We start from the raw sequence: 11,859 nt of genomic DNA on the forward strand, positions 1-11,859 counted from the left end.
TTACTCTTATTATGGATGATGGAACGAGTGTTTACAAGAAAAGTCGTACTTATCTTTTATAGACCCTTTGTCCTCTGTGCCAGGTTTCCAGGACACTCAACTCGTGCAGGTGCTCCGGTTTGATTTCCTCGGGATGCTGATCCAGAAGAACAAAGTCAGCCTGATAACCACCTTTAATGATGCCCTTGTGATCTTCATTGTATTCAAGTTCCGCCGGTGTTTTTGTAAATCCGGTGTAGGCCGCCTGAAGGCTGATCTTTTCCTGCGGCATCCATCCACCTTCAGGGCGCCCGTCCAAGTCGGTCCGGTTCACCGCTGTAAAAATCGTCACAAAAGGATCCAGGGCGCCGATAGGAAGGTCCGAGCTCAACGTAATCGGAATCTGTTCTTTCAGAAGAGTTTCATAAGCGTCAGCGTATGGAACGAGACTTTCCGGCGACCAGTGGTGTTTTTTATCCCATTCATCAAGCAGGAAGGAAGGCTGTGTTTCAATATAAGGGGCAGCCTCTCTCATGCGTTGGATAAGATCAGGAGCGAGCGTCTGGGCATGAATAATCCGGTGGCGGAACCTTTCCGTTTCTGCTTCCGGCTGTTCAAGGGCTGTCAACGCCTGCTCCACCGCCCGGTCTCCAATCGCATGCATAGCTACCTGCATCTTTTGTTCACTCGCATAACGGACCATTTCATTCAATTGATCCTGGGTATAAATCAAAATGCCGTCCGTATCCGGCTGAACGGGGTAAGGGCTGCGCATGGCTGCTGTAAACAACCGTTGTGTCCCGTCAAGGAAGATTTTCACTGATCCTACCCGCACCCGTTCTGTTCCCCCGCCCGTACGGAGGTCATTATGAAGGCAGTAGTTTTTCAAATCATCGATATTGAATATATAATGGTGCAGATGAACATCGATGGGAAGTTCCCCTTCTTGTTCAAGCTGTGTATACGCTTCCCACAAGCGTTGATAAGACCCGATGAAGTTGATGTCATCGGTATGAACCGACGTGATACCACAGCGGCTTAAATAAGGTATTCCGGTTTTCAGCGCCTCTTTCGCATCCGCAGCGGAACGGCCCCAGAAATGGTGTTTAATGTAATGAACAGCAGTATCCTTAAAGCGTCCGTTCCATTCCCCGCTTTCATCTGTTTCCTTGAATTCATCCGGTTCCTGTTTAAACGCTTCCTCCCCTTTCAAACGCTCCAACGCTTTCTGGCTGATTACGCACTCATGTCCATCCTGATGCATGAAGTACATATTGGCATCAACGTGAATCTCGTTCAAATCCTCAGCGGTAAGCAGACCATCCAAATCGTCAAAGTTCCCATCATTGAACCCTTTTCCATAAATCCAGTCATTCTGTTCAATCTTGTCATAGTGGTCCTCGACCATCTGTTTCATTTCCTTCCAGCTTTTCGCTTCGGTCAAGTCCAGCTCCTTTTTCAAAAGACTGTAGCGTAAAAGGTGCATGTGGCTGTCATTGAAAGAGGGGGCTAGGACTTTCCCTTTCCCATCTATGACCTCCCCGCCTTCTAAAGGCTCTTCAGAGATTTTTTCGAACGTTCCGCCATTTATTTTAACCGCATACGTTTGATCATCATAAGGGTGGGAAGGATCGTAAATTCGGACATTATTTATAATCATAAAGAAGGCATCCTTTCTTCTTATAGGCTTATACCCCCATACCCCCGCCAATCTTGACTGTAAACGTCCAATTCTCACAATATTCGACATTCGTACAGCCAATAAAAAAGCTGAAGGGCATCCCTTCAGCTTGTCTCATACTTCTTTGAAGTAATCTTTGTAGAAACCACCGATTCTGCCGGAGTTGTCTACTACAAAGTAAAATTCTTCGCTTTCATTTTTAACGTCGTACACCTTACCTGGGGTGAGGACGTTGTTGACAACGAATTTAGCGGCGTCATTATGGACGCATTCGATTTGTTTTATCGTTTTATTGTTTTCCCAATCTTTATGAATCACAGCACTACCTCCTTTGTTCCCTGCCTTCTATCATACACGGAACAAGGATGTGACTCAATACAGACACCATTAAAACTGCGCCGCATACCACTCGGCGGCTGCCCGTACTTCCTGTTCAGTCAACTGGTGCCCCATCCGCTCCCAGTGATCCGTGACATGGGCTCCGGAAGCTTGAAGCAGTGATTTTAAATCATGGGTTTCAGAAGCCGGACAGATCGGGTCGTTTTCACCGGCACCAATAAATACGGGAATTCCCGTCTGATCAGGAAGCTCTATCCCCCGTCTTGGCACCATCGGGTGGAACAACACCGCACCAAGCAGACTCTTTTCATAATGAAACAGAAGGCTGCCAGCAATATTCGCCCCATTGGAGTATCCTGCGGCTACAATCTGATCCCGTCGGAAGCCGTAATGAGCGGCAGCTTCATCCAGAAACTCGGATAATTCCTTCGTCCGCTCAACCAAATCCTCTTCATCGAAAACCCCTTCTCTAAGCCGCTTAAAGAAGCGCGGCATTCCGTTTTCAGAAACGTTCCCCCGGACAGACAAGACGGAGGCTTCAGGATCGATCATCCCGGCGAGTGGGAGAAGGTCCTGTTCTGTCCCCCCTGTCCCGTGCAGAAGCAGAAGAACTTTCTCATTCTGCCCTTCTTTGAAGATGTGCTTCATATTCATGTGAATCCCTCCGTTTTTTCTTTATCATCATATCTAAAAACATGATATCTTTAATTCAAGATATTGTCAAAGAAAGAACCGCCTTTTTAAAAAGCGGCGGGTTCATTCGTTTCTTTGGGACAAACCGTGTTCCATCATATGGAACAATTGCTGCGTCATATCCTCTGCTCCGATTTTTTTTCGGTTGGAAAATAAAATCGAATGAAAAATAACGTCGGAGATGAGCGTGGAGGAAACATCTGTCGTCCACAACCCAGCTTCTTTCGCTTCTTCAATCCAGCTGCCCATAAGTTGTTGGGTTTTCATGAGATCCTTATGAACTTCGGTTTTATATAACAGGGCTACCTGCTTATCACTCGTTTGAAGTTCGTGAATCATTTGATCAATGTGATACGTATCGGCGTGCTCCAGAAAAATGTGAAGCAGCTGCTTTAATTTTTCGTTGGGAGGAAGATCCGGCGGCACCGCCTCAATTTTTCGATTCATTTCATCCATCATCGCTCTCATGTACGAGAGAATCAGTTCCTCTTTATTTTTGAAATACTCATAAAGGGTGCTGCGGCTGACTTGAAGCTCTTCAGCCAGTTTTTTGAAATGAACCTCCTGGATACCACCGTTTCGCAGTACTTCCCCGGTTACGGTTAAAATTTCATCTTTGGTTAGGATTCGTTTTCTGCCCAAGGTCCGTTCCTCCTCATCCAATCATTATAGCATTGGATGACAGCTGCTTCTAACCCTGACTCTCTGAACAAGCCATTCAGCGGAAAAGATGCTTCAAATATCCGTATCCTTTTTCGTCCATCTGATCTTTCGGAATGAATTCGAGCGCTGCAGAGTTTATGCAGTAACGAAGTCCTCCCTGGTCTACAGGGCCATCGTCAAAGACGTGTCCGAGATGCGAATCGGCTCCACCGCTCCTGATTTCCGTACGGAACATGCCGTGGGAAGTGTCTACTTCCTCTTTGACCTGCTGTTTCTCAATCGGCTTGGTGAAGCTCGGCCATCCACAACCGGCGTCATATTTATCTTTCGAGCTGAACAGCGGCTCTTTAGAAACAATATCCACATAGATGCCTTCCTCTTCATGGTCGAAATATTCATTATCGTAAGGACGTTCCGTCGCATTTTCCTGTGTTACTTTATATTGAATATCACTCAGCCGTTTTTTTAGATCTTCAGGATCCTTTTTATAACTCCAGTTGTCCTGGATAAATCCAGCACGTCCGGATCCTTTTTTGTAACGCTTGTAGTGGAACGCGTTCTTCTTATAATACTCCTGATGCTTGTCCTCCGCTTCATAAAAGACGGCAGCGGGAAGGATTTCAGTAACAATCGGCTGGCTGAATCTCCCTGATTTCTCCAGCTCCTGTCTGCTTTGTTCAGCGACTGCTTTCTGTTCTTCGTTATGGTAATAGATGGCTGTTGTATAGGAATGGCCCCGGTCAGCAAACTGCCCTCCGTCATCTGTCGGGTCTATCTGCTGCCAGAATAGTTCTACGAGCCGTTCGTAGGGGAAGATTTCCGGATCGTATACGATTTGAACAGCTTCTCTATGTCCGGTTGCTTCTGAAACCACCTGCATGTACGTCGGATTTTCCGTATGTCCTCCGGTGTATCCAGAAACAATGGATTCGATCCCAGGTCGTTCATCGAAAGGTTCCACCATGCACCAGAAGCACCCTCCGGCGAATGTTGCTTTTTGTAATGTATTAGTCAATATGAAGCCTCCTCCGGCATTGTGTAATCAATAACCTTTGTTCCTATTCTTGCTAATTCATAAAAAAAAATCAAGCCACACGCACAGCCTAAATAAACAATTTAGGCTGTGATGTTCCTTGACTCTTTTTCTTTTTATGCGATTTGGAGGTATGTTTACTCCTCCCTTTCCCCCTGCTGGAGCTTTCTCTGGACTCCCAGCTGTAGGAGGAGGATGGTGATTCACCCGATTTTCCTGATGACTCATCTACCTCTTCTTCATCCGGCTCATTCATAATTTTCATCATATTAATCATTGCTGGGATATTTTTGATCATCGGACCGTACTGCTGCATCATCGGCGCGGCAGTCTGGACAGCCTTCAGCGCTGTCTGCATATGCCCAAGCCACCCGGCCCCTCCTGTTTTGGCAGCGGCGCCGGCCGCATTCAACGCATTGGAACCAAGGCCTCCGCCACCGAGAAAGCCCGCTCCGGGTACAGATCCTAATCCGGCATTCCCGAAAAACCCGGGAGCTCCAGCACCAAAACCGCCTTTACCAAGCAGACCCGGCAGACCTCCGAATCCACGGGAACCAGCATTTGCGAGAGGTCCCATAGAACGCATCATCTGTGGACCTGCTGCTTGTTGAAAGCCCGGGAACGCCCCCATGGGAGGGTATGGTGGTTGACCAGTAGGAAACATAACAACCCCTCCGAAACTTTAGAATACTGTAACATATGCCCTGGGTAACCGTATGGTCTGGGCTCAAGCCTCTTCAGGATTGACTGGAAGCGCCCAGTTCACAGGAGATTCCCCATGCATGTTCAGAAACTCATTAGCCTTGGAAAAAGGGCGGCTGCCGAAAAATCCACGATGGGCAGCAAACGGACTGGGGTGGGAAGATTCGAGAACGAGATGGCGCTCCCGGTCTACAAAATCAGCTTTCTTTTGAGCATGTTTTCCCCACAATAGGAACACCACAGGCTGTTCTCTTTCATTGATCTTCTGGATTACAGCGTCGGTGAACTTTTCCCAGCCGATTCCTTTATGGGAATGAGGCTCATGCGCGCGCACCGTCAAAACATCGTTGAGCAACAGGACACCTTCCGCAGCCCATGACTGGAGGCATCCGTGGTTGGGTTTCTTTATGTTCAAATCTTGTTCCATCTCTTTATAAATATTACGAAGAGAAGGTGGAATAGACACGTGGGGACGGACCGAAAAGCTGTATCCATGAGCCTGACCCTCATTGTGATAAGGGTCCTGTCCCAGGATGACGACTTTCGTATCTGAGAGTGCCGTTCCCTTCATAGCGGCTAAAACGTTCTCGCGCTCAGGGAACACGTGCGCCTGTTCATATTCTCTTTCGATTTCCATTTCAAGCTCCCGGAAATATTCTTTCTGCTTTTCCTGCTGCAGCACCGGTTTCCAGTCATTTTCAATCGTAAGCAATCCGCTCTCTCCTCTCTGTCATTGGCAGGGGTGGAGCAACTATTTCCCGGGCAAGCGCATCATTAGACAATAGTCTTAGAGCCGGATCTTCTCCTCGGGACGAATTTTGTTGGACAACGTCACTCCCTGCCCTTTTCCCGCAGGTTTTGCTCCTCAACCAAAAAGGAGCAGCCCTGTTCTTTACCGGTTATTGAAAAATAAATTGAAGCGAAGACCCTTTAGGACCGCTATATACTTGTAGTTTGGCCGGGATTTCCTCTTTCAGCTGGGACACGTGGGAAATAATCCCGAGCATGCGGTTTCCATCCTGAAGTGCCCGCAGACAACCGATGGCCTGCTCCAGTGATACTTCATCAAGGGTTCCGAACCCTTCATCAATAAATAAGGTATCAAGCTGAACCCCTCCCGCATGGGATTGGACAACATCAGCCATACCCAGGGCGAGACTGAGTGAGGTTTTAAAGCCTTCCCCGCCCGACAATGTCCGTACAGAACGCTGCTGTCCTGTATGATGATCGATTACTTCAAGATCCAGGCCGCTCTGCGCACCTCTTTTGGCAATTGCCCCGCTCCGGACCAGCTGATATCTGTGGTCCGTCATTTGATCAAGGCGGATATTCGCCTGGACTAGAATTTCATCAAGGAAAGAAGCCAGCACATAGCGTTCAAGCGAGAGCCTCATAGGGTTATCTCCAGCAGCAAGCTGGGCCAGTTCAGCCACATCATAATAATCAGCAGCCAGTGCTCCAACTTCCTCCACGAGACGTGTGATATTTTTTTCGACGTCCCTGTTCTGCTTCAACATCACCTGAATTTCATTTAACTGCTCCTGCCTGGCGTCCCGGGCCGCCTTTTTCTCCTCCAATCCCTTATGGAGAGCATCCATATCAGGTTTTTCGGTTTCTTTCAGCTCACGGTTCAATACACCCAGCCGTTCTTCTACCATTCCTTTCCGCTTATCATGTTCAAGAATTCTTTTCTCCATAGCCTCCCGTTCAGAAGAAGGTTTAAGAGCCTCCCTGTACGCCTCTATAGAGGGGAAGGAAAATTGGTCAAGCGTTTGATTCATTCGTTTTTCCCGATCCTCCACAGCTGCTTTCATTTCCTCTACATACGCACGGCCTTCCTCTACGGCAGTCTGGACCTGCTGCCGTTCTTCCCGTTTCTGCTGATAAACGGCCTGTGCTTTCTCCCAGCTTTGTTCTGCTGCAAGATATAAAGCTTCCTGATTCTCTGTTTCCTTTTTCAACGTTTCTGCATCGGTCGTTTCAAAGGCTCCATTCTTTTCCATCGCATGGATGTCAGCCTGAACATCAGCAGTCTTCTGGCGGGAAGACTGGAGAGCTTCCTGGAGATTCTCTGCCTCCCCGCGGAGCTGGACGATCGTACCCTCCAGCTCTTCCAGCTGTTTGTTTTCCTTTTGGAGGCGTGCTCTCTTTTCTTGAAGACTTTGAAGTTCTTTATTGTAAGAGTCAAGATGCTCCCCGGCTGTGTCCACAGCTTTTTGAATCGATGCATCCGTCATGTCTGTCATATCGTCCTGCAGTTCCTGGTACAGACGGTCGGTCAGCTGCCGCTGGGTTTCGCCTGCTGATTTTACCTGGACAAATTCCTCTTGAAGCTTGGTGAGCTCCTCGTCGTGTTTTTCATAGACTTCTTTAAGCTGCTGGATCTCCGCTGCACTTTTAACAGCTGCCGGTTGCCGGGCAGGTTGAGGATGGTGGTTCGAACCACATACCGGACAGGGCGTGTTCTCCACGAGGTTCATGGAAAGTGTATAGGCATGGTATCCCTGCACCTCTTCAAGAGCAGATTCATAGGCCTCCTTGGATTTCTGCTGGTCTTTCTTGGCTGAGTCAAAGCGGACCATGAACGATTGATAGGTTTTCCGGAGCTTCTTCAACTGCCCCCATTCCCGGCTCAATTGCTGGAGCTTCTGCTTTTTATTACCCATGTTTTCCTGCTTCTGCTTTAATGTGTATTCTTTTTCAGCGAGAGAAGGATCTTCTTTAACGCTTCCCTTCAGCTTCTCAACTGTTTGAGATGCGTCCAGCAGCTTTTTTCGATTGGTTTCGACAGCTTCCTGATCTCGGCGGAAATTTCCCTTATGCTGCTTGAGCACCTCCACCAGCGAAAGGTATTCCTTCAGCAGTTGTTCTTCTTCCTGCTTCTTTTTCCATTTATTTTTCAACGCTTCGCGATGCGGGGCGTTCTGTTCCTCTGTACGGTATTTTTCTTCAGCTTCCTGATACTCCTTTAACAGGGAAGCTCTTCGCTCTTCTTTCTGTTGGAGGCTCGTCTGCCACTTTTCCAGTTCAGCTTTACGATTTTTATAATCCTTTTCATAAGGAAGGACCTCCGCAGCCTTTGCCGCCCACTGTTTTTCCTCCTGCAGCCGATTCACTTCAGGCTGCCGGTCTTGAAGCTTCTGCTGTTCACGGACCAGATGCTCTTTTTCCTGAAAAAGTTCTGTCACCCGCTGCTGTTGATAGACATGTTCCTGGAAAGCGTCTGTCTCCTTTTTGATTTCCTGCAGCTTCTCCTGCTTTTCATGATAATGATTTTCCTGGTCGATAATCCGCTGTTGCAGACGTTCTCTCACTTTTGAAAGCTCCTGGATTTCTTCTTCTTCCTGCTGATCCGGGTGCCAGTGAATTTTCTCTTTCTCCTGTTCGATTCTCCATTCAAACTGCTTCATCTCATCTTCAAGTTTTTTTGCTTCAGCCTTGAAATGAGAGGTCAATGCGTCAAAAAATTCAGTTTTAAATATGCGTTGGAGAATTTCTTCTCTTTCTTTACTATTTTCTGAAATCAGTTTCCTGAATTCTCCCTGCGGAATCATGATCATTTTTCGGAACTGCTCATAGTCCAGCCCCATCAATTCCTCGATGGTATCGTTCACTTCCTTGATCTTTGAAGCAAGCAGCCGCTCCTCATCATCCATGATCTGATACAGCTCTGCCCGGGCCGGCTCTTCTTTATATCCTTCGCCGCGTTCCTTTTTCTTCTGCTGTTTCGGAAGACGCTTGATGCGGTAGGTTCTGCCTCTCAATTCGAATAGATAATCCACATAAGTGAGGTCCTCGGGAGAAGCAAAGTGACTTCTTAAGGTATCCTGATCGCGGTCACTCCCGCTGGCCCGCCCGTACAGGGCAAAACACATCGCATCAAAAATCGTCGTCTTTCCGGCTCCGGTCGGTCCTGTAATTAAAAAGATCGATTCGCTGCCAAGGGTCGTAAAGTCGACCGTCTGCTTATCTCTATATGGTCCGAAAGCATTCATCGTTATCGTTATGGCTCTCATATTACTGCTCCCTTTCCTTTTTCTTTAACGCATGAACGGCCTGTTCAATCATGTCCTTCCGCTTTCCAGGCAGGGGATCTCCTTTTATATCTTCATAGAAAGAGGCGAAAAGTTCCGAGTGAGAGAGAGTCTGCCTTTTCTTCACATGCTCCAGATCGTCCATTTCAGGGTTGGACATCGATCTTTTTCTTTCTAAATGAAGGATGTTCGGATAAACTTGACGGAGTTTTCCCATCGGATCAAGCAGTTGTCCGTCATCCAATAGACGAACATGCAGATAGTCCTCTTGATTGGGCACTGCATCACCCGAAAGAAGATCTTCAAAATACCCTTCAATCACTTTGAAATCCCGCAGCGGATGTAAAGGGATTTTCTCTATCTCACACGTGCCGTCCTCATCCATATGGACAAAGGTTACGGATTTATTGTGACTGGCTTCCGAAAATGAGTATTTCAGCAGCGAGCCGCTGTAGCGGATATAATCCCGGGTCACACGCTGGGGTTGATGCAGATGACCGAGTGCCGTATACGCAAAATCCGTAAACAAGGAGGCATCCACATAAGGGCTGCCCCCGATCATTGAAAGCCGTTCTTCTGATTCGGATTCCATCCCTCCGGCGAGGAACGAATGACCGATCCAGACATGTCTCTCCGCTGAATCAAAGCGCTGTTCGATATCGTTGATGATTTTCTCAGCTGCCTGGTGATGGGATTTTATCGAGTCATCATCAAAGACCTTTGCTGCTTCTGCCGGCTCTAAGTAAGGGATTAAATGAAAATGGACAGGCCCGTGATCGTCATATAACGTGACAGGCTTCCGATCTTTCTTTAATTTAGAATCTAAGAACAATCCCTGCCTGCGGAACATTTCGCTTCCGAACTGTAGACGATCAGGACTGTCGTGGTTGCCTGAAATCGCAAGAACAGGGATCTGCAGTTCATTGACCAACGTCGTCAGCGTATCGTTCAACAGCTCCACAGCCTCTTTAGGAGGTATGGAACGATCGTATAAATCGCCTGCGATAATAATACAATCCGGCTCTTTTTCTTTGACTATATCAATGAACCGCTCAAGCATATAACGTTGATCATCCGTCATATGTACATAGTTGACGATTTTTCCTAAATGCCAGTCGGCGGTGTGAAGGAACTTCATTGGATCACCTCATTCTTCTACTTTTTCATATTCATCATAAAGCCGGTCAAAAAGGCTGAGAGCCCCTGCAAAAGGAGCATTCCACTCCAAATAGCGGCTGATTTCATCATAGGAGACCGACTGTTTGGGAAAGCTGTGATCTTTGAACATCCACTCAGCCAGCTGCTTCTCCTCATCCATTTTTTTGTTTCCGCGGTAACGCATCATATAATGATAAAAAGATTTCATACAAATCCTCCTGTCTCTCTTTCTATAGTTTTATCACGAATAAAAGAAGCCGGCAAAAAATTCAAGCCGGTCTTCCTTGAAGAAAAAAGATCCCCGGCCGGGGATCTTTCCTATTCTTCGATATCCGATTCCATAAATTCTCTGTGCTTTTCAAGCTTTTTCCGATAAACCATCCGCGATAAAACGATACTGATTTCATATAAAATAATTAAAGGCACGGCCACGACCAGCTGCAGAATGAAATCCGGCGGAGATATAATCGTGCCGATAATGACCAGCACAAAGTAGGCATACTTTCTGATCTTCACGAGCAGGACAGGGTTAACAATACCCAGGCTGGTTAAGAACATGACGATGACCGGAATTTCAAATAACACCGCAAATGGAATCGTCACCCGGAATAAAAATCGGAAATATCGTTCCACTGTATAAATCTCATTGAACATCCCATTGTTCAGCGACAGCAGAAATGGAAGGATCAACTCTACGAAAACGAGATACCCGAACGTCAGCCCTCCCAGAAACAAGATGAAGATGGCTGGTATGTAGGAAAGAGATGCCTTCCGTTCCTTAGGGGTCAACGCAGGTTTAATAAACAGCCACAGCTGCAGAGACAGAACAGGAAGAGTTCCGACAACGGCAACCAGTGTGGCGAATGTAAAGATGATCCAGATGATTTCACCTGGACTGGTCATGTTCAGTTCAAAGGGTAGATCTTTGATGAAGAAGTATTGAATTTGATCTACGTAGAAGAAGCCGGCAATAAAAAAGGCGGCAAAAAAGACGAGCGTCCAGATTACGCGTTTCCGTAATTCACTTAAATGGTCGGTTATGTTCATTTCGATATCTTGAGATATATTTTCGTCGGACAAATCATTCACCTCCAGGCTTCCTCCAGCCTGACAAAAAGGAAGATGCAAGGGGAAACCCTTACATCTCCCTTATTCATTTAGTCTGTCTTTTTCTTTTCAGTTTTCCCATTGTCCTCATCGGACATGATATCGCCGGTCGCTTTTTTGAATTCCTTCAGAGAGCTTCCAAAGGCCTTGCCGATTTCAGGAAGCTTGGAAGGGCCGAAGACGACCAGAGCGATGATCAAAATCAGAATCAGCCCGGGTACTCCAATACTTGATAACATGGAAATCACTCCGTTTATGCAGGGTGGTGGTTATTTTTCGGTCTCCTTTTCCTCTGAATCACTAGTCAGATCGCGGGCCGAATTCTTGAATTCCTTTAATGTCTCTCCGGCAGCCTTTCCGATTTCAGGAAGTTTCTTTGGGCCAAATATCACCAAAGCAATCGTCAGAATTAAGATCAACCCCGGAATACCAATACTTGAGAGCATATCCTCACCGCCTTTTTCTCAAAA

Annotated in this window: 13 protein-coding genes; all 13 read right to left on the reverse strand. The window is 47.0% G+C overall.

Annotated features, from left to right (window positions below; genetic code table 11):
- Nucleotides 1-49 precede the first annotated feature (49 nt).
- The 13 genes from ACXAJH_RS03055 to ACXAJH_RS03115 all read right to left on the reverse strand — a co-directional run bounded on the left by ACXAJH_RS03055 (nucleotide 50) and on the right by ACXAJH_RS03115 (nucleotide 11,835).
- Nucleotides 50-1,639 carry an amidohydrolase gene (locus ACXAJH_RS03055; protein ID WP_474993066.1) on the reverse strand — a complete coding sequence of 530 codons (1,590 nt, stop codon included), beginning with the start codon at nucleotides 1,637-1,639 and terminating at the stop codon, nucleotides 50-52.
- Between the two features lie 135 nt (nucleotides 1,640-1,774).
- Nucleotides 1,775-1,978: a DUF6501 family protein gene (locus ACXAJH_RS03060; protein ID WP_474968634.1), complete on the reverse strand. Its 204-nt coding sequence runs from the start codon at nucleotides 1,976-1,978 to the stop codon at nucleotides 1,775-1,777.
- A gap of 69 nt (nucleotides 1,979-2,047) precedes the next feature.
- Nucleotides 2,048-2,647 (reverse strand): alpha/beta hydrolase, encoded by a 600-nt coding sequence (locus ACXAJH_RS03065; RefSeq protein WP_474970392.1) that lies wholly within the window; start codon nucleotides 2,645-2,647, stop codon nucleotides 2,048-2,050.
- A 108-nt stretch (nucleotides 2,648-2,755) separates the two neighbouring features.
- Nucleotides 2,756-3,334, reverse strand: coding sequence for a TetR/AcrR family transcriptional regulator (locus ACXAJH_RS03070; protein WP_474968635.1), 579 nt, complete (start codon nucleotides 3,332-3,334; stop codon nucleotides 2,756-2,758).
- Between the two features lie 76 nt (nucleotides 3,335-3,410).
- A complete protein-coding gene (msrB, locus tag ACXAJH_RS03075) occupies nucleotides 3,411-4,370 on the reverse strand; it encodes a peptide-methionine (R)-S-oxide reductase MsrB (protein WP_474991990.1) in 960 nt (319 codons plus the stop codon).
- A gap of 88 nt (nucleotides 4,371-4,458) precedes the next feature.
- A complete protein-coding gene (vrrA, locus tag ACXAJH_RS03080; protein WP_474968637.1) occupies nucleotides 4,459-5,052 on the reverse strand; it encodes a VrrA/YqfQ family protein in 594 nt (197 codons plus the stop codon).
- A 63-nt stretch (nucleotides 5,053-5,115) separates the two neighbouring features.
- On the reverse strand, nucleotides 5,116-5,802 hold the full coding sequence (locus ACXAJH_RS03085) for a uracil-DNA glycosylase (RefSeq protein ID WP_474971406.1): 687 nt from the start codon (nucleotides 5,800-5,802) through the stop codon (nucleotides 5,116-5,118).
- A 187-nt stretch (nucleotides 5,803-5,989) separates the two neighbouring features.
- Complete coding sequence (locus ACXAJH_RS03090) at nucleotides 5,990-9,106, reverse strand: AAA family ATPase (protein WP_474993068.1); 3,117 nt, start codon at nucleotides 9,104-9,106, stop codon at nucleotides 5,990-5,992.
- A gap of 1 nt (nucleotide 9,107) precedes the next feature.
- Nucleotides 9,108-10,262 carry an exonuclease SbcCD subunit D gene (locus ACXAJH_RS03095; protein WP_474993070.1) on the reverse strand — a complete coding sequence of 385 codons (1,155 nt, stop codon included), beginning with the start codon at nucleotides 10,260-10,262 and terminating at the stop codon, nucleotides 9,108-9,110.
- A gap of 9 nt (nucleotides 10,263-10,271) precedes the next feature.
- Nucleotides 10,272-10,490 carry a YozE family protein gene (locus ACXAJH_RS03100; RefSeq protein ID WP_474968641.1) on the reverse strand — a complete coding sequence of 73 codons (219 nt, stop codon included), beginning with the start codon at nucleotides 10,488-10,490 and terminating at the stop codon, nucleotides 10,272-10,274.
- Nucleotides 10,491-10,600: 110 nt separating this feature from the next.
- Nucleotides 10,601-11,329, reverse strand: a complete 729-nt coding sequence (gene tatC / locus ACXAJH_RS03105) for a twin-arginine translocase subunit TatC (RefSeq protein ID WP_474970393.1) — start codon at nucleotides 11,327-11,329, stop codon at nucleotides 10,601-10,603.
- Nucleotides 11,330-11,439: 110 nt separating this feature from the next.
- Nucleotides 11,440-11,628, reverse strand: coding sequence for a twin-arginine translocase TatA/TatE family subunit (gene tatA, locus ACXAJH_RS03110; protein WP_027954362.1), 189 nt, complete (start codon nucleotides 11,626-11,628; stop codon nucleotides 11,440-11,442).
- Between the two features lie 30 nt (nucleotides 11,629-11,658).
- Nucleotides 11,659-11,835 carry a twin-arginine translocase TatA/TatE family subunit gene (locus ACXAJH_RS03115; RefSeq protein ID WP_474971403.1) on the reverse strand — a complete coding sequence of 59 codons (177 nt, stop codon included), beginning with the start codon at nucleotides 11,833-11,835 and terminating at the stop codon, nucleotides 11,659-11,661.
- Between the last annotated feature and the right edge of the window lie 24 nt (nucleotides 11,836-11,859).

Source organism: Halobacillus sp. ABD4_316 (assembly GCF_056161385.1).